The organism is Pseudomonas sp. SA233 (assembly GCF_054792385.1).
Map to the genome: position 1 here is coordinate 1,010,040 of NZ_CP096449.1, position 17,307 is coordinate 1,027,346.

Genomic DNA, 17,307 nt, shown 5'->3' on the forward strand with positions numbered 1-17,307 from the left:
ATGTAAGCAATTGTGACTCACAATTGAGAGTCGTTACCATTCGTGAAGAATTTACAATCTTTACAATTTGCCTTTACGGTTTCATCAAGCTGAAACGTCTTAAGCGGCAATTGGGGCTTGTGAAGCGCAAAAGGGAATCAATATCATTGGCGCCTTACATTTTCCGACGGTGCTGTCGCCATGCTGCTTCACATCCCCGGCCTGTTTCACGCCGATGAACTGGCCCGTATCCGCGAGGCGCTGGAGCAGGCCGACTGGGCCGACGGCAAGATCACGGCCGGCTACCAGTCGGCCAAGGCCAAGCACAACCTGCAACTGCCGGAAGGCCACCCGCTGGCCAAGGAAATCGGCAGCGCGCTGATCGACCGCCTGTGGCAGAACCCGCGCTTCATGTCTGCAGCCTTGCCGCACAAGGTATTCCCGCCGCTGATCAACTGCTACCGCGAAGGCGGCAGTTTCGGCTTTCACATCGACAACGCCCTGCGCCAGCCCAAGGGCAGCCCTGAGCGGGTGCGTACCGACCTGTCTTCCACGCTGTTCCTCAGCGATCCGGACAGCTACGACGGCGGCGAGCTGGTGATCCAGGACACCTACGGCGAGCAGCAGGTCAAGCTGGCTGCCGGTGACCTGGTGTTGTACCCCGGCACCAGCCTGCACAAGGTCAACCCGGTGACCCGTGGCCAGCGTTACGCCGCGTTCTTCTGGACCCAGAGCCTGGTGCGCGAGGACAGCCAGCGGGCGTTGCTCTTCGAAATGGACAATGCCATCCAGCAACTGACTGCCGATGTGCCGGACCATCCGTCACTGCTGCAGTTGACCGGCACCTACCACAACCTGCTGCGCCGCTGGGCCGAGGTCTGAGCCGTGTCCTATCAGTTGCGACATGAGGAAGTGGTGGATGTGGCCGGTTTGCAGGCCATGCTGGAAGAAAGCCCTGGCAAGGCCGCCCAGGCGATCCTGGCGGCGGCAGGGCAGGGCGCGGTCGAGGCACAGTTGTTGCTGGGGCAGATCCTGCTCGACGGGCGCGGCATTCAGGCGGATGCCGCCGTCGCCAGGCGCTGGTTCGGTATGGCCGCGCAGGGCGGCAGTGCCATGGCGCACAACATGCTGGGGCGTTGCCTGGAGCATGGCTGGGGCGGTGAGCCAAGCCAGGCGCAGGCGGCCATTCACTATGCGCGTGCGGCCGATGCCGGGCTGGACTGGGGGCTGTACAACCTGGGCAACTTGCTGGCCACCGGGCGCGGCATACCGGCCAACCAGGCACAGGCGCTGATGTGCTACGAGAAGGCCGCGCACATGGGGCATGCCAAGTCGATGAACCTGTACGGGCGTTACCTGGAACAAGGCATCGCCACGGCGCCCAATCCGACACGGGCGGTGCGCTGGTATCGGCGCTCGGCCGAGGCGGGGGACTTTCGTGGCATGTTCAGCCTGGCGCTGGTGCTTGTCGAGCGGGGACAGGCGGCGGAAGCCGGGCCCTGGCTGGAGCGGGCGCGGGTCGAGGGGAACATGAATTTTCTGCGCAGTGCGCTGGTGACCTTGCAGGGGGCCGGGCCGGTGTTGATGGCCTTTGCGGCGCGGTATGCCGAGGAGATCGAACGGCGCGAAGCTTGAGGCTCCCTCAAGGCCTGTAGGAGCAGCCTTGTGCTGCGAAGAGGCCGGCATGACAAAAGAGGGCCTTTGGCAGTTATGGCCTCTTCGCAGCACAAGGCTGCTCCTACAGGGAGTTGCACAGGCCTGAGGGCGGAAAGCACAAATGAAAACGGGGCCTTTCGGCCCCGTTTTGCGTTACAGGTAGTAAGCCTTCAGCGGCGGGAAGCCATTGAATTCCACTGCGCTGTAGCTGGTGGTGTAGGCACCGGTCGACAGCCAGTACAGGCGGTCACCGATGGCCAGGTTCAGCGGCAAGCCGTACTTGTAGTGCTCGTACATGATGTCGGCGCTGTCGCAGGTCGGGCCGGCGATGACCACTTCTTCGGTCTCGCCTTTCTTCTCGGTCCAGATCGGGAACTTGATGGACTCGTCCATGGTTTCGATCAGGCCGGAGAACTTGCCCACGTCGGTGTAGATCCAGCGCTCGACGGCAGTGCGCGACTTGCGTGCAACCAGTACCACTTCGCTGACCAGGATACCGGCGTTGGCAATCAGCGAACGGCCCGGCTCGAGGATGATTTCCGGCAGATCGTCACCGAAGTCTTCCTTCAGGAAGCGGATGATCTCTTCGGCGTAGGTTTCCAGGCTGTTGGTCCGGGTGATGTAGTTGGCCGGGAAGCCGCCACCCATGTTGATCAGCTTCAGCTCTATGCCGTCTTCTTCCTTCAGGCGCTCGAAGATCACCTTGACCTTGGCGATGGCGGCGTCCCACACGCTGATGTCGCGCTGTTGCGAGCCGACATGGAAGGAAATGCCGTAAGGCACCAGGCCCAGGTCGCGGGCGAGAATCAGCAGGTCCATGGCCATGTCGGTCTGGCAGCCGAATTTACGCGACAGCGGCCAGTCGGCAGTGGTCGAGCCTTCGGTGAGGATACGCACGTACACCTTCGAACCCGGTGCGGCCTTGGCGATGTTGCGCAGGTCGGCTTCCGAGTCGGTGGCATACAGGCGCACGCCCTTCTCGTAGAAGTAGCGGATGTCCTTGGACTTCTTGATGGTGTTGCCGTAGCTGATACGGTCGGCGCTGACGCCGCGCCCCAGCACCTTGTCCAGCTCGTAGATCGAGGCGATGTCGAAGCTCGAGCCTTTCTCTTTGAGCAGGTCGATGATTTCCACGGCCGGGTTGGCCTTGACCGCGTAGTACACCTTGGCGAATTCGAAACCAGCGCGCAGGTCGTCGTAGGCCTGGCTGATCATCTGGGTATCGATGAGTACGAACGGGGTTTCCTGCTTGTCGGCAAACGCCTTCATTTTCTGGAAGGTGTCACGCGCGAAATAGTCTTCGACCTGGATCGACATGCTCAGGGACTCCATGGGCAAACTGAAAATTTAAGTGGCTGCAAACTGAACGTCCTCCGTATCCCCACTTTGGTTCGCCTACTCAGTACTTGAGCCGGATGGATCGTTTCCAGCATGGACGTTCGGCGCGCACTTTAGGGCGTGAAGAATGCAGAATCAACAGGCAATCCGGGCGTGATCGACGCGGATCGACGACCTGCCATTTGAATAACCGACCCATGTGACCGGCTGATGTTCCCCGGAGTGTTTCAAGCGTAAAAAATAGTGGAATGGAACGCGTTGGCTCCTTCGCGGGTACGCCCGTTCCCACAGGCATCTCGCGGTTTCTGTGGGAGCGGGCGTGCCCGCGAAGGGGCCTCAGGTGTTCATATTTATGGCCACATTTCCCTGGCACTGCCGTGCATGAAAAAGACGATAAATTTTTTGTTACCGACTGGCGGAATTGCCGTCCTTGATGAGAAACATTACTATTCGCACCCTTGTCTGCCTCCCTGATGACCCCGACCGTGTCCGGACCCAAAGGCTTCCTCGACCACTACCATGAGCTGATCGGCACCTGGACGCGCAAGTTGCGCAGTCGACAGCAGGCCGAGGACCTCACCCACGATGCCTTTGTCCGGGTACTGGAAAACCCGCGCGAGCAGGTCGAGCAGCCACGCGCCTACCTGCACCAGACCGCGCGCAATATTGCCGTGGATGGTTTCCGTCGCGAGGACCGCCGCCAGGCACTGGAGCTGGAAGCCTTCGACGAAGGCATGGGCGGCGGTGGCGACCCCGAGGCCTACGTGCATGCGCTGGAGCTGGCCGACAGTGTCGAGCGGGCGTTGGCCGAACTGCCGCTCAATTGCCGACAGGTGTTCATCTGGCAGAAGCTCGAAGGCCTGACCCAGGCCGAGATCGCCGAGCGCATGGGGTTGAGCAAGAACATGGTCGAAAAGTATATGATCCGCACGCTCCGGCATCTGCGCGAGCACCTGGATGTGTCGGCATGATGAGTCAGGAGACCTTTTCGATGAAACAGCACGGTACCGATACCGTCCGCGAGCAGGCGGCCGCGTGGTTCGCCCGGGTGCAGGATGCACCTCGCGATGCCGGGCTGCAGGCGCAGCTGCACGCCTGGCTGGAAGGCGATGCGCGACACCGTGAAGAGTACCAGCAGCTCTCCCGCCTGTGGCAGGCCGCCGACTTCATCCCGCGCCAGCGCCTGGAAGCGCTGTGCCAGCCGGCCCCGGTACGCCAGTTGCCACGTCGGCGCTTCGTGCGCCAGGCCTTGGCCGCCAGCGTGGCGGCACTGGCGCTGGGCCTGGGCTGGGGCGGCTGGCACTACCAGCAACTGAATCACCAGGGCAGCTTGCAGACCGCCTTCAACGAACGCCGCCAGGTCGAACTGCCGGATGGATCGCACCTTGAGCTCAACGGCAGCACGCAAGTGCAGGTCGCTTTCAGCGCCGGCCAGCGGCATGTCCGGCTGATGGCGGGTGAGGTGATGTTCACCGTGGCCCACGACAGTGGCAGGCCGTTCGTGGTCGACACCGCCCAGGGTAGCGTGACTGTCACCGGTACCCGTTTCGACGTCCGCCTGGAGCCGGCCAGCACCCGCGTGGCGGTGGAGCAGGGCTCGGTGCGTGTGCAGGGCAAAGGCGCCTCGCTGGCGCAGCTCACGGCGGGCCAGGGCTCGCATATAGATGCACAAGGCCAGGTGGCCGCGCCCTATGCGGTGAATACCGGCGCCCTGACTGCCTGGCGCCAAGGCAGGCTGGTGTTCGACAACGCCACCCTGGCCGAGGTGGTGGCCGAAGCCTCGCGTTACCGCAGCCAGCCGCTGCGGGTCGCCCCCGGTAAAGTCGCGCAGCTGCGGCTGTCCAGCACCTTCAGCACCGACGACACCGATGCGCTGCTGCGTGCCTTGCCGAGCATCCTGCCAGTGGCCATCAAGGCCCATGAAGATGGCTCGCGCGAAATAATCGCGAAATAGATTCAGGTTTTTTTCCGCTCGTTCGTCTTCCCCGCCAGCTGCAACTGCCAAGCATTTCCATTTGCATGCGGTTGGCGTTTATTCCGTATTCCAGGAAGTTTCGACGACGTGAACAACAACAAGCCCTTCCCACGCTTCCGCGCCCTGGCGCTGGCCCTTGCGGTCAGCGCCGTGGCCGTCAACAGCCAGGCCGCAGACGCCACTATTCAGATTCAGGCCCAATCCTTGGCATCGGCGCTGAACCAACTGGGCCAGCAGACCAACCTGCAGTTGTTCTTCAGCCCCGAGCTGGTGGCTGGCAAGCAGGCCCCGGCGGTGTCCGGCCAGCTGGCGCCCGAGCAGGCGCTGCAGCAGTTGTTGCAAGGCAGCGGCCTGACCTACGAGATGTCCCAGGGCACCGTGGTGGTCAAGCCGGCCCAGGCCGATGGCACCCTCACCACCGGTAGCCTGGAGCTGGCACCCACCGACGTCAAGGTGGTGGGTGACTGGCTGGGCGATGCCCAGCAGAGCGTGGTGCAGAACCACCCCGGCGCGCGCACCGTGGTGCGCCGCGAGGCGATGGTGGAAAAGGGCGCAATGAACGTGCGTGACGTGCTGCGCGGCATCCCCGGCGTTCAGGTGCAGGACTCCAACGGTACCGGCGGCAGCGACCTGTCGCTGAACGTGGGTGTTCGCGGCCTGACTTCGCGCCTGTCGCCACGCTCCACGGTGCTGATCGACGGCATTCCGGCCGCTTTCGCGCCCTATGGCCAGCCGCAGCTGTCGATGGCGCCGATTTCCTCGGGCAACCTCGACAGCATCGACGTGGTGCGTGGCGCCGGTTCCGTGCGTTATGGCCCGCAGAACGTCGGTGGGGTGATCAACTTCGTTACCCGGGCAATCCCAGAGAAGCCCTCGGCCGAGCTGTCCACCACCCTGGAAACCTCCCAGCATGGCGGCTGGAAGCACACCGAGTCGGCCTTCGTCGGCGGTACGGCGGACAACGGCATGGGCGTGGCGCTGCTGTACACCGGGGTGAATGGCAACGGCTACCGTGAAAGCAACAATGGCAACGACATCGACGACGTTATCCTCAAGACCCACTGGGCACCGACCGACGTTGACGAGTTCTGGCTCAACTTCCACTACTACGACGGCCGTGCCGACATGCCTGGTGGCCTGACCCAGGCGCAGTACGACAGCAACCCGTACCAGTCGCTGCGCGACTACGACTACTTCGCCGGCCGGCGCAAGGACGTGTCGTTCAAGTGGCAGCGGCAGCTCGACGACGCCACCCAGTTCGAAGTGCTGACCTACTACACCGACAGCTTCCGCGGCAGCTCCATTGCCTCGCGCGACATGAAGACCCTGTCGTCATACCCGCGCAACTACCATACCTTTGCCATCGAACCACGGCTGTCGCGGATCTTCTTCGCCGGCCCGACCACCCAGGAAGTCAGCGTGGGCTACCGCTACCTGAAGGAAGCGATGCGTGAGCAGTCGACCCGCCTGGCGCTGATCGACAACGTGCCGACGCCGACCCCGACCTCCGACGGCCATGTGTTCCAGGACCGCAGCGGTGGTACCGAGGCCAGTGCCTACTACATCGACGACAAGATCGACGTGGGTAACTGGACCATCACCCCAGGTATCCGCTTCGAGCATATCAACACCGACTGGCGCGACCGCCCGGTGCTCGGTGCCAACGGCCAGCCGGTGCCGGAGAAGAAACGCAGCATCACCAGCAACGAGCCACTGCCGGCGCTGAGCGTGATGTACCACATCTCCGATGCGTGGAAGGTGTTCGCCAACTACGAGACCTCGTTCGGCAGCCTGCAGTACTTCCAGCTGGGCCAGGGTGGTACTGGCAACAGCACGGCCAATGGCCTGGAGCCGGAAAAGGCCAAGACCTACGAAATCGGTACCCGCTATGACAATGGCGGCTTTGCCGGTGAGCTGACGGCGTTCTACATCGACTTCGATGACGAACTGCAGTACATCAGCAACGACGTGGGCTGGACCAACCTCGGTGCGACCAAGCACCAGGGTATCGAGGCCTCGGTGCGCTATGACCTGGACGGTCTGGACCCGCGCCTGGAAGGGCTGTCGGTGAACGGTGGCTATACCTATACCCGCGCTACTTATGAAGGGGACATCCCTGGCTTCGAGGGCCGTGACCTGCCGTTCTATTCACGCCAGGTGGCCACTGCCGGCGTGCGTTACGCGGTCAATCACTGGACCTGGAACCTGGATGCCTACGCCCAATCCAAGCAGCGCGCGCCGGGTACCGGGATCAATGCCGATGGCAGCTTCAACGGCGACTACATCACCGAGCCGAGTGCGGACGGGCAGTTTGGCGATATTCCGGGTTATGTGACCTGGCATGCCCGTGGCGGGTATGAGTTCGGGCCTCAGATGTCCAACCTGAAGCTGGCGGCGGGGGTGAAGAACTTGTTCGACAAGCAGTACTTCACTCGCTCCAGCGACAACAATGCCGGCATCTATGTGGGTGAGCCGCGGACCTTCTATGTGCAGGCCAGTGTAGGGTTCTGACATCGCGTCGCCTGCTTCGCGGGTGAACCCGCTCCCACAGGTACCGCGCAGGGTCTTTAGCCTTGCACCGACCCTGTGGGAGCGGGTTTACCCGCGAAGAGGCCGGCACAGGCAATCCATTACTTGGGTTTTGAGCCGAGATTGCCGGGGCCGCTTTGCGGCCCCAGCTATTCAAGAGGTCACCGCCTCAGCCGGCGAGACAATGCTGGTCTTGGCCCCCCGCGAGCGCCCCGAACTCAGGTACGCCGCAATCGACTCCTGCGTCACCTCGCCCAAGAACACCTGCTCGGCATCCAGCACCGGCAGCCACGCCCGGTTGAATTCGTACATCCGCGACAGCAGGATGCGCAAATGCTCATCATGCGACGCCGTGGCATTGAACGGCCGCAGGAAGTCGCCACAAGTCCCTTGCTGGCGATGCATGTCACGCCGGCGCACGTAGCCCAGCGCCTTGTTCTGCGCATCGGTCACCACCACGTAGCGGCGGTCGTGCTCGTCCAGCAGCTCCAGCGCATCGCTCACCGGCGTCTGCGGGCTCACCGATGGCGCGTTGTCTGCCGCATCTTCCGCACGCACCAGCAGCAGGCGCTTGAGGGTGCTGTCCTGGCCGACGAAGTTGCTGACGAACTCGTCCGCCGGGTGCGCCAGCAGGGTGTCCGGGTGGTCCAGCTGCAACAGCTTGCCGGCGCGGAAGATGGCGATCTTGTCGCCCAGCTTGATCGCTTCGTCGATGTCGTGGCTGACCATGATCACGGTCTTGTTCAACGCCCGCTGCATCTCGAAGAACTCGTTCTGGATCATCTCGCGGTTGATCGGGTCGACCGCGCCGAACGGCTCGTCCATCAGCAGCACTGGCGCTTCCGCCGCCAAGGCGCGGATCACGCCGATACGCTGCTGCTGGCCGCCGGACAGCTCGCGCGGGTAGCGCTGCAGGTACTGCTTGGGCTCCAGCTTGATCATGTGCATCAGCTCGCGGGCGCGTTCATGGCACTTCTGTTTGTCCCAGCCGAGCAGGCGCGGCACCACGGTGATGTTTTCTTCGATGGTCATGTTGGGGAACAGGCCGATCTGCTGGATGACATAGCCGATGTGCCGGCGCAGGGTGACCTCGTCCAGCCCGGTGGTGTCTTCGCCATTGATGAACACCTGGCCGGAAGTGGGCGTGATCAGGCGGTTGATCATTTTCAGGGTAGTGCTCTTGCCGCAGCCCGAGGGGCCGAGGAACACGCAGATTTCCCCTTCGTTGACGGTGAGGCTTACCGAGTCGACGGCTTTGACGTCCTTGCCGTTGACGTTGAAGGTTTTGCTGAGGTTCTTCAGTTCGATCATGAGCGCAGTCCTTCTGGAGTCAGGGCACGTTGCAGGGTTTGCAGGAGCAGGTCGGCGATGATCGCCAGCAGGCTGACCAGCACGGCGCCGACCAGCAGCATCGACATGTCGCTGCGGCTGATGGAGGTGAGGATGAGTACGCCAAGGCCGCCGGCGCCGATGGTGGCGGCGATGGTCATCACGCCGATGTTCATCACCACGGCGGTGCGCACGCCGGCGAGGATCACCGGCACGGCGATGGGCAGTTCGACCATGCGCAGGCGCTGGCCGAAGGTCATGCCGATGCCACGCGCGGCTTCACGGATGCCGGGTTCGACGTTGGTCAAAGCCAGGTAGGTGTTGCGCATGATCGGCAGCAGTGAGTAGAGGAACACCGCAGTGATCGCCGGCAGCGGCCCCAGGCCCTGGCCGAACCTGGAGTAGAACGGCAGCAGCAGGCCGAACAGGGCGATCGAGGGAATGGTCAGCAACACCGTGGCACTGGCCTGCAATGGGCCGGCGACGGCCGGGAAACGGGTCATCAGGATGCCCAGCGGTACGCCGACGATGATCGCCAGGCCCACGGCGACGCCGACCAGCATGATGTGTTGCCAGGTCAGCTGCAGTACCTGGGCCCAGTCGAGGTGGGCGAACGTGTCGAGCAGGCTCATGGTTGTACCTCGCCAGGCATTGGGTGGTCACGCAGGAAGGCGGCGGCCACCGTGGTCGGGTTCTGGTGTTCGACGTCGACCTTGGCATTGAGCTGGCGCATGGTTTCGTCATCCAGTTGCTCGGCCAGAGGCTTGAGCAGGCCGGCCAGTTGTGGGTTGGCGTCGAGCACCTGTTTGCGCACCACCGGGGCGGCGGTGTAGTCGGGGAAGTAGTGCTTGTCGTCTTCCAGCAGCTTGAGGTTGAACGCGTTCAGGCGACCATCGGTGGTGTACACAAGGCCGGCGAACACCTGGTTGTTGTGCATGGCGGTGTAGACCAGGCCGGCATCCATCTGGCGGATGTTGGCGCGGCCCACTTGCAGGTCGTACATCGCTTTCAGGCCTGCCAGGCCGTCCGGGCGGTTGGCGAACTCGGTGTCCAGCGCCACCAGGTGGTTGCGGTGGCTTTCGTCACGCAGTACCTGGTTGAGGTCGCTGATGGAGTTGATCTGCGGATAAGCCTCGGCGACCTGCTTGGGCAGGCCCAGCGCATAGGTGTTGCTGAACTTCGACGGGGTCAGCCAGATCAGGTCCTTCTTCGCGTCCAGTGCCTTGACCTTGGCGTAGGTGGCCTCGGCACTGGGCATGCGCTCGTCGATATGGTTGTACGACACCAGTGACACGCCGGTGTATTCCCACATCAGGTCGAGCTGGCCGGTTTCCTGGGCCTGGCGTGCGATGTTGCTGCCAAGGCCGCTGGTGACGCGCACATCAAAACCGTTGGCGCGCAGGTATTGCGCGGTGATTTCGGCAAGTACGGTCTGTTCGGTGAACACCCGCGCGCCGATACGGACAAGTGGTTTTTCCGCTGCCTGGGCAAATCCTGCAAACAGCAGGGTCGCGCCCAACAACCAGGCGATTCTCTTGTTCATACGTTCCCTCTCGTTATCCAGCCAGGCCACGTTCCAGCCAGCGCTTGCTGGAGAAACTCACCGCTGCGTCCAGCGCCAGCGCCAGTAGTGCGGTGCAGGCAGCCCCCAGCAGCAGTTGTGGCTGGTTGTTCAGGGCGATGCCGGGGAAGATCAGGCTGCCCAGGCTGTTGGCGCCAATCAGGAACGCCAGCGGTGCGGTGCCGACGTTCAGCGCCAGGGCCACACGCACGCCACCAACGATGATCGGCACGGCGTTGGGCAGCTCCACCTGCCAGAGTTGCTGGCGCGGAGTCATGCCGATGCCGGTGGCGGCTTCCTTGAGCGAGGCGGGGACGTTTTTCAGGCCCTCGTAGGTATTGCGCACGATGGGCAGGAGGGAGGCGAGGAACAGCGCGAAGATCGCGGGCCCGGCGCCGATGCCCAGGATACTCAGGGCGATGGCCAGAACGGCCAGGGGAGGGATGGTGTTACCAACGTTGAAGAACTGCATGAAGCGTTCGGCTTTGTCGACCCGGTGCGGTCGACTTAACGCAATGCCGGCGGGGATGCCCACGGCCAGCGCCGCCGCCATCGAAGCCAGCACCAGTAGCAGGTGCGCTTGCAGGTAGAACCCAAGATCGTCGCGATATCGCGCGATCGTGTCGATGCCGATCCAGTGGACCAGCAGGGCCAGGATGACGAGCACGGAGGCCCATCCCAACAGCCCTTTTCCGTAGCGTTTTGCCACAGGCGGACTCCTTGTGTAGTCGGCGAGCACACTTCTTGGTTGCCGGCCAGTCCTGGCGGCGGGTGGTGTGTTCGCGAGTAGCAGCGTGACGCACGCCGAAGGCTGCGATCAGGCCATGAGCCGAACCCCGTCGGGCCCGAAAATGCTGATGAAACCAGCTCCCCAACCGAAGCGGGTTGCAGGGGAGTGGACGTCTCCGTGGGCGTAAAGGTTCCCACCTGGGGCGGCATTTGGCCAGCGTTAATCACTGGTTGGTTGGAAAATTGACGAGAAAAAGCAGCGGGTTAGTGCTCTGTAGGCGTTGAAATAACTGCTCTTGGGCCATTTGTCGTGATAAAGCGATTGCCTGGCGAATTTGTGGCCTCTGGGCGGGCGCTTTCGCGGGTAAACCCGCTCCCACAAGTCCTGCACAGGTTTCAAAGGCGGTGTGATACCTGTGGGAGCGGGTTTACCCGCGAAGAGGCCGGAACAGGCACCGCCGGTTCAGCAAATTTTGGTCCCGGCCCAACTTCAGGTATGATATCGCCCCTTTTTAATCCCCCAGTCAGGCGATTTCCCATGACCAACCAGGCCGCCGAAGTCGCGAAGCGCCGCACTTTCGCAATCATTTCCCACCCCGACGCCGGTAAGACCACCATCACCGAGAAGCTGCTGCTGATGGGCAAGGCCATTGCCGTCGCCGGTACCGTGAAGTCGCGCAAGTCCGACCGCCACGCCACCTCCGACTGGATGGAAATGGAGAAGCAGCGCGGCATCTCCATCACCACCTCGGTGATGCAGTTCCCGTACCGCGAGCACATGATCAACCTGCTCGACACCCCCGGCCACGAAGACTTCTCGGAAGACACCTACCGCACCCTGACCGCGGTGGACTCGGCGCTGATGGTGCTCGACGGCGGTAAAGGTGTAGAGCCACGTACCATCGCCCTGATGGACGTGTGCCGCCTGCGCGACACGCCGATCGTCAGCTTCATCAACAAACTCGACCGCGACATCCGCGACCCGATCGAGCTGCTGGACGAGATCGAAGCCGTGCTGAAGATCAAGGCCGCGCCGATCACCTGGCCGATCGGTTGCTACCGCGACTTCAAGGGCGTGTACCACCTGACCGGTGACTACATCGTGGTGTACACCCCGGGCCACGGCCACGAGCGCACCGAAGCCAAGATCATCCAGAAGCTGGACTCGGACGAAGCCCGTGCCCACCTGGGTGACCAGTACGATTCGTTCGTCGAACAGCTGGAGCTGGTGCAGGGCGCCTGCCACGAGTTCAACCAGGAAGAGTTCATCAACGGCCAGCTGACCCCGGTGTTCTTCGGTACCGCGCTGGGCAACTTCGGTGTCGACCATGTGCTTGACGCCGTCGTCGACTGGGCGCCGCGCCCGCTGGGCCGTGTTGCCCACGAGCGCACCGTGGAGCCTGTGGAAGAGAAGTTCACCGGTTTCGTGTTCAAGATCCAGGCGAACATGGACCCGAAACACCGCGACCGCATCGCCTTCATGCGCATCTGCTCGGGCAAGTACGAGAAGGGCATGAAGATGCGCCACGTGCGGATCAACAAGGACCTGCGTATCGGCGATGCGCTGACCTTCTTCTCCTCCGAGCGTGAGCAGCTGGAAGAGGCCTATGCCGGCGACATTATCGGCCTGCACAACCACGGCACCATCCAGATCGGCGACACCTTCACCGAAGGCGAGGCACTGGGCTTCACCGGTATCCCGCACTTCGCCCCGGAGCTGTTCCGCCGCGTGCGCCTGAAGGACCCGCTGAAATCCAAGCAGCTGCGCCAAGGCCTGCAACAGCTGGCCGAAGAAGGTGCTACCCAGGTGTTCTTCCCCGAGCGCAGCAACGACATCATCCTCGGTGCAGTCGGTGTGCTGCAGTTCGACGTGGTCGCCAGCCGCCTGAAGGAAGAGTACAAGGTCGAGTGCGCCTACGAGCCGATCACCGTGTGGTCGGCCCGCTGGATCGGTTGCGACGACAAGAAGAAGCTCGAGGAATTCCAGAACAAGGCCATGGAGAACCTGGCTATCGACGGTGGCGGGCACCTGACCTACCTGGCGCCGACCCGGGTCAACCTGTCGCTGATGGAAGAGCGGTGGCCGGACATCAAGTTCCGCGCTACCCGCGAGCACCACTGATTTCGAGAGCTTGCTCCTGATTTTCAGGGCCTGCTCCTGACCCTTGTGGGAGCGGGTTTACCCGCGAATGCGTCGGTAAACTCAACATCGCATTCGCGGGTGAACCCGCTCCCACAGGGACCGTGTTAAGGCCGAAATCAATTCCCGGCCTTGATACTGGTCCAGATCCGCGTGCGAATACGGTCGATCTTGGCCGGCATCGCCTCCAGCGCATACAGCTTGCCCATTACTTCCTCGCTCGGGTAAATCATCGTATTACCCTTCATCGCCGGATCCACCAGCCCGTCCGCCTTGAGGTTGCCGTTGGCGTACTGCACATGGTTGCTGATGTTGGCCATCACCTCCGGCTGCAGCAGGTAGTTCATGTAGGCATACCCGGCCTTCTCATCCGGTGCATCGGCCGGCATGGCAACCATGTCGAACCACATCGGCGCGCCTTCCCTGGGGATCGAGTAGCCCACCTTCACCCCGTTCTTCGCCTCCTCGGCGCGGTTCTTCGCTTGCAGTACATCCCCCGAGAAGCCCACCACCACGCAGATGTCGCCATTGGCCAGGTCGCCGGTGTACTTCGAGGAGTGGAAGTAGCTGATATACGGTCGCACCTGCATCAGCAGCGCCTTGGCCTTGTCATAGTCCGCCGGGTCCTGGCTGTGGTGCGGCAGGCCCAGGTAGTGCAGGGCGATCGGTAACAGTTCAGGGCCGTTGTCCAACACCGCGACGCCGCAGCTTTTCAGCTTGCTCATGTACTCGGGCTTGAAGATCAGGTCCCAGGAGTCCACCGGGGCATCGTCGCCCAGCACTGCCTTGACCTTGTCGATGTTGTAGCCGATGCCGGTGCTGCCCCACAGGTATGGGAAACCGTACTGGTTACCCGGGTCGTTCACTTCGAGCGCCTTGAGCAGCACCGGGTTGAGGTTGTGCCAGTTGGGCAATTGCGACTTGTCCAGGCGCTTGAGGGCCTTGCCCTGAATTTGCCGGGCCATGAAATGGTTGGACGGAAACACCACGTCATAGCCGGAGTTGCCGGTCATCAGCTTGCCGTCGAGGGTTTCGTTGCTGTCGTAAACGTCGTAGGTGGGCACGATACCGCTGGCTTGCTGGAAGTTCTTCAGTGTGTCGGGGGCAACGTAGCTGGACCAGTTGTAGATCTTCACCGTTTCGGCGGCGCCGGCCACGCTGGCGGCCAGCATCAGGGGGGCGAGAAGGAGCGTGCGCATGTCGGGGTTACCTTGCTTTGTGTGTTGTTATCGAAGGCAGGCGATCAGCGGATCAGAAAATAAGGACGTAGGTTTTGCGCACGGTCTCCTGGATGTCCCAGGTGCCAGTGCTGTTGGCCGGTAGCATCAGTGCGTCTCCGGCTTCTATGAGCAGGGGCTCGCCACCGTCGGGGGTGAAGGTGCAGCGGCCCTTAATGAAATGGCAGAACTCCTGCTGCACGATCTGCCGCCGCCAGCGCCCGGGAGTGCACTCCCAGATGCCGGTTTCGACGCCGTCGCTGCGTTCCACGCAGGTGACCGAAGTCAATGCAACGGGGTCGCCAAGCGGCACCGCGACCGGGTTGGAGCTGTCGAGCACGGCGCTGTCGGTGTTCTTGAAATGGGTGATGCTCATGACCGGTAAATCCTGTGTCAGTGAGGGGGAAAATCAGCGCATGAAGCCTTCCATGAAGTCCGCAAGATTGCTGGCAAGGCGCCGCCTCCAGGGCGCACTGGCGGGGTTGGCGAGGGTCCGGTCCTCGTGGACGAAGCTCTGGATGATCGCGTTGTAGCCCAGCCATCGGCAGGGCTCGGGTGGCCAGCTGGCCAGGCTTGAAAGCGGGCGGTTGTCGAGCACCCAGGGTTGCGCGGTCAGTTCGTTGTGCTGGTTGAGGATCAGCGCGGCCAGGGTGCGCCCGCCCAGGTTGGTGGCGCCGACGCCTTCGCCGCCGTAGCCGCCCGCCAGGGCGATGCCGCGTTGACGGTCGCAGAGCATGTGCGGGCGGAAGCGCCGTGCCATGCCCAGGTTGCCGCCCCAGGAATGGGTGATACGCACGTGCTTCAACTGTGGGAACAACTCGCTGAACAGGTAGCGGCGCAGCTCGATTTCCTGTTCGTCGAGGTTGAAGTTTTCGCGCAGGCGGCCACCGAAGCGGTAGCCGCCACGGGCGCCGAATACCAGGCGGTCGTCGGCGGTGCGCTGGCCGTAGGTGACCTGGCGGCTGCTTTCGCTGAACGCCTGGCCCTGGTTTAGGCCGATCTGTTGCCAGGTGGCCTCCGGCAGTGGTTCGGTGGCCACCAACAGGCTCTGTACCGGCAGCTGATGTTTGCCCAGTGGCGGCAGGCTGACGGCATAGCCCTCCACGGCGGGTACCGTCCATTGGCAACGGATGCGCGCCAACGGGGTGCGCACCTCACCCGGCTGCCAGTCGATGGCTGGGGTGTTTTCGTAGATGGGTACGCCCAGCGCTTCTACCGCCCGGGCCAGGCCACGCGCCAGCTTGGCGGGCTGGATGGTTGCGGTGTGCGGGCTGTAGATGGCGCCATAGGCGTTGCTGACTCGCAACTGGGCGTCAAGCTGTTCGGGGCGCAGCCAGCGGTAGTCGTCCTCGGTCATGCCTTGGCGATAAAGGTCGTCTAGGTAGGCGCGCAGGCTGCGCTCCTGTTCCGGGTAGCGCGCGGCGCAGTACAGCACGCCGCCTTTGCGGTAGTCGCAGTCGATGCTCTCGCGGTGCAGTACGCGGTGTACTTCATCGGGAATGCCATGCAGCAGGTCGATGCTGGCGCGGCGCTGTTGCGGTGACAGGGTGGCCAGCAGCCGGTCTTCGCCGAGCAGGTTGCCCATCAGCCAGCCGCCGTTGCGCCCCGAGGCGCCGAAGCCGGCGATGTTGGCGTCGATTACCGCGATGTTCAACTGTGGCGCCTGGCGCTTGAGGTAGTAGGCGGTCCACAGGCCGGTGTAGCCAGCGCCGATGATGCATACATCCGCGTCCAGGTCCTCGCGCAGGGCCGGGCGGGCGCACAACGGCTCGTCGAGCTGGTCCATCCACAGGCTGAGCGTGCGCAGGGGTTGCATCGGGTCGGCTCCACATCCGTCAAGGTCTGTGGGCGATCCTAGTGGTGTCGGCGGGCGGCTGTCCTACGTGCGTGCACGCAGGGAAATTTGCTTCAGGTACGCCTTGGGCGTAAGCCCGGTGTGTTCGCGGAAACACTTGTAGAACGCCGACAACGAGTTGAAACCGGCATTGAACGCCAGCTCGTCGATCGTGGCTTCGATGCTGTCGTCGTTGAGGCTGGCCATCAGGTGCTGCAGGCGGGCCTGGTTGACGTAGCGGTAGAAGCTTTGCCCGAGCACTTGGTTGAGCAGGTAGGAGATCTGGTTGCGGCTGTAGCCGCTGGCGTCGGCCACCTGCTGCAGGTCCAGCTCCGGGTCCAGATAGGGGCGCTGGCGCTGGAAGTAGTGTTCCAGGTCCTGGGCCATGGTCGACAGCTGCCTCGGCGACAGGCCCAGGCGGCTGGTGGCCGGGCGTGGGCCACTTCTGGCGTGGCCGCTGCCGTGGCGGCGGACCAGCGTGGCATATTCGTTGACCTGCCAGATCAGGCCGTCCTTGACGGTAATCGCCTCGCTGGACTGGAACGCCACCAGGCCATCGCCGCCCTGCACCGTGACCTGGTACTGGATGAACGCGGTACAGCCATCGACGCGGATGCGGTCGCTGTGCACGATATCTTCGCCAGCTTCATGGGGCAGGCAGGCGCGCACGTAGTCGCGCAGTTCCTGGTAGCCGAGCACGCGGTTCTGGAAGAAGTCGTGGTACTGAATGTCGGGGTGGTAGAGCGCCATGATGCCGTCGAGGTCGCGGTGCTTCCAGCACAGGTGGTAGCGCAGCACGGTGTCGGCGGTGAGCGGGGTCTGCTCGGGGCTGTCGCGGAGGGTGGTGGCGGTCATGAGCCTGATAGTGCATTGCAGAACACCCAGCTGCAAGGGGGCGGATCCGGCATATTGCACGGTTCTGCCAAGCGGTCTGGGGCGTAAGTCGTTGATTTTGTTGAGACTGATTTTTTGAAAGGGATGGCATGGCGAGTGCACCGGTCTGTTCAACATCGAACAAGG

15 protein-coding genes are annotated in these 17,307 nt (G+C 63.0%); 6 read left to right on the forward strand and 9 right to left on the reverse strand.

Annotated features, from left to right (window positions below):
* The first annotated feature begins 180 nt into the window (after positions 1-180).
* Together M1D87_RS04705 and M1D87_RS04710 are read left to right on the forward strand one after the other, a co-directional pair.
* Positions 181-861: a Fe2+-dependent dioxygenase gene (locus M1D87_RS04705; RefSeq protein WP_039613847.1), complete on the forward strand. Its 681-nt coding sequence runs from the start codon at positions 181-183 to the stop codon at positions 859-861.
* A 3-nt stretch (positions 862-864) separates the two neighbouring features.
* On the forward strand, positions 865-1,614 hold the full coding sequence (locus M1D87_RS04710) for a tetratricopeptide repeat protein (RefSeq protein WP_123085214.1): 750 nt from the start codon (positions 865-867) through the stop codon (positions 1,612-1,614).
* A gap of 174 nt (positions 1,615-1,788) precedes the next feature.
* Here the strand turns inward: M1D87_RS04710 and M1D87_RS04715 are convergent, their stop codons facing one another.
* Positions 1,789-2,952, reverse strand: a complete 1,164-nt coding sequence (locus M1D87_RS04715) for a type III PLP-dependent enzyme (RefSeq protein WP_015269027.1) — start codon at positions 2,950-2,952, stop codon at positions 1,789-1,791.
* 494 nt (positions 2,953-3,446) lie between these two features.
* Here M1D87_RS04715 and M1D87_RS04720 point away from each other — a divergent pair, with 494 nt between their 5' ends.
* The 3 genes from M1D87_RS04720 (at position 3,447) to M1D87_RS04730 (ending at position 7,459) form a co-directional block, all read left to right on the forward strand.
* Positions 3,447-3,944: a sigma-70 family RNA polymerase sigma factor gene (locus M1D87_RS04720; RefSeq protein ID WP_039613849.1), complete on the forward strand. Its 498-nt coding sequence runs from the start codon at positions 3,447-3,449 to the stop codon at positions 3,942-3,944.
* A gap of 20 nt (positions 3,945-3,964) precedes the next feature.
* The gene (locus M1D87_RS04725; protein ID WP_123085215.1) at positions 3,965-4,927 is read left to right on the forward strand and encodes a FecR family protein; all 963 of its coding nucleotides are present in this window, start codon (positions 3,965-3,967) and stop codon (positions 4,925-4,927) included.
* Positions 4,928-5,035: 108 nt separating this feature from the next.
* A complete protein-coding gene (locus M1D87_RS04730) occupies positions 5,036-7,459 on the forward strand; it encodes a TonB-dependent siderophore receptor (RefSeq protein WP_123085216.1) in 2,424 nt (807 codons plus the stop codon).
* Positions 7,460-7,630: 171 nt separating this feature from the next.
* Here the strand turns inward: M1D87_RS04730 and M1D87_RS04735 are convergent, their stop codons facing one another.
* The 4 genes from M1D87_RS04735 to M1D87_RS04750 are packed head-to-tail and all read right to left on the reverse strand — an operon-like array spanning position 7,631 to position 11,076.
* The gene (locus tag M1D87_RS04735; protein ID WP_039613852.1) at positions 7,631-8,788 is read right to left on the reverse strand and encodes an osmoprotectant ABC transporter ATP-binding protein OsmV; all 1,158 of its coding nucleotides are present in this window, start codon (positions 8,786-8,788) and stop codon (positions 7,631-7,633) included.
* Positions 8,785-9,438, reverse strand: a complete 654-nt coding sequence (locus M1D87_RS04740) for an ABC transporter permease (protein WP_013971042.1) — start codon at positions 9,436-9,438, stop codon at positions 8,785-8,787. The genes M1D87_RS04735 and M1D87_RS04740 overlap by 4 nt, the downstream gene beginning before the upstream one ends.
* Positions 9,435-10,349: a glycine betaine ABC transporter substrate-binding protein gene (locus M1D87_RS04745; protein WP_421091780.1), complete on the reverse strand. Its 915-nt coding sequence runs from the start codon at positions 10,347-10,349 to the stop codon at positions 9,435-9,437. The genes M1D87_RS04740 and M1D87_RS04745 overlap by 4 nt, the downstream gene beginning before the upstream one ends.
* Positions 10,350-10,362: 13 nt before the next feature.
* A complete protein-coding gene (locus tag M1D87_RS04750; RefSeq protein ID WP_024086316.1) occupies positions 10,363-11,076 on the reverse strand; it encodes an ABC transporter permease in 714 nt (237 codons plus the stop codon).
* 558 nt (positions 11,077-11,634) lie between these two features.
* Here M1D87_RS04750 and M1D87_RS04755 point away from each other — a divergent pair.
* Positions 11,635-13,218, forward strand: a complete 1,584-nt coding sequence (locus M1D87_RS04755) for a peptide chain release factor 3 (protein ID WP_003257876.1) — start codon at positions 11,635-11,637, stop codon at positions 13,216-13,218.
* Between the two features lie 137 nt (positions 13,219-13,355).
* Here M1D87_RS04755 and M1D87_RS04760 read toward each other — a convergent pair whose 3' ends face one another.
* The 4 genes from M1D87_RS04760 to M1D87_RS04775 all read right to left on the reverse strand — a co-directional run bounded on the left by M1D87_RS04760 (position 13,356) and on the right by M1D87_RS04775 (position 17,142).
* The gene (locus tag M1D87_RS04760; protein WP_015269034.1) at positions 13,356-14,435 is read right to left on the reverse strand and encodes a polyamine ABC transporter substrate-binding protein; all 1,080 of its coding nucleotides are present in this window, start codon (positions 14,433-14,435) and stop codon (positions 13,356-13,358) included.
* Positions 14,436-14,487: 52 nt separating this feature from the next.
* Positions 14,488-14,829, reverse strand: coding sequence for a cupin domain-containing protein (locus M1D87_RS04765; protein WP_047594694.1), 342 nt, complete (start codon positions 14,827-14,829; stop codon positions 14,488-14,490).
* 33 nt (positions 14,830-14,862) lie between these two features.
* A complete protein-coding gene (locus tag M1D87_RS04770; RefSeq protein ID WP_123085218.1) occupies positions 14,863-16,269 on the reverse strand; it encodes an NAD(P)/FAD-dependent oxidoreductase in 1,407 nt (468 codons plus the stop codon).
* A gap of 63 nt (positions 16,270-16,332) precedes the next feature.
* The gene (locus M1D87_RS04775; protein ID WP_123085219.1) at positions 16,333-17,142 is read right to left on the reverse strand and encodes an AraC family transcriptional regulator; all 810 of its coding nucleotides are present in this window, start codon (positions 17,140-17,142) and stop codon (positions 16,333-16,335) included.
* Between the last annotated feature and the right edge of the window lie 165 nt (positions 17,143-17,307).

Bases quoted from the DNA above. Each gene is read 5' to 3' on its own strand.
- M1D87_RS04725 (WP_123085215.1), top strand. From the start codon at position 3,965: ATGAAACAGCACGGTACCGATACCGTCCGCGAGCAGGCGGCCGCGTGG.
- M1D87_RS04745 (WP_421091780.1), bottom strand. From the start codon at position 10,349: ATGAACAAGAGAATCGCCTGGTTGTTGGGCGCGACCCTGCTGTTTGCA.
- M1D87_RS04755 (WP_003257876.1), top strand. From the start codon at position 11,635: ATGACCAACCAGGCCGCCGAAGTCGCGAAGCGCCGCACTTTCGCAATC.
- M1D87_RS04740 (WP_013971042.1), bottom strand. From the start codon at position 9,438: ATGAGCCTGCTCGACACGTTCGCCCACCTCGACTGGGCCCAGGTACTG.
- M1D87_RS04765 (WP_047594694.1), bottom strand. From the start codon at position 14,829: ATGAGCATCACCCATTTCAAGAACACCGACAGCGCCGTGCTCGACAGC.
- M1D87_RS04715 (WP_015269027.1), bottom strand. From the start codon at position 2,952: ATGTCGATCCAGGTCGAAGACTATTTCGCGCGTGACACCTTCCAGAAA.
- M1D87_RS04775 (WP_123085219.1), bottom strand. From the start codon at position 17,142: ATGACCGCCACCACCCTCCGCGACAGCCCCGAGCAGACCCCGCTCACC.
- M1D87_RS04770 (WP_123085218.1), bottom strand. From the start codon at position 16,269: ATGCAACCCCTGCGCACGCTCAGCCTGTGGATGGACCAGCTCGACGAG.
- M1D87_RS04705 (WP_039613847.1), top strand. From the start codon at position 181: ATGCTGCTTCACATCCCCGGCCTGTTTCACGCCGATGAACTGGCCCGT.
- M1D87_RS04720 (WP_039613849.1), top strand. From the start codon at position 3,447: ATGACCCCGACCGTGTCCGGACCCAAAGGCTTCCTCGACCACTACCAT.
- M1D87_RS04735 (WP_039613852.1), bottom strand. From the start codon at position 8,788: ATGATCGAACTGAAGAACCTCAGCAAAACCTTCAACGTCAACGGCAAG.
- M1D87_RS04760 (WP_015269034.1), bottom strand. From the start codon at position 14,435: ATGCGCACGCTCCTTCTCGCCCCCCTGATGCTGGCCGCCAGCGTGGCC.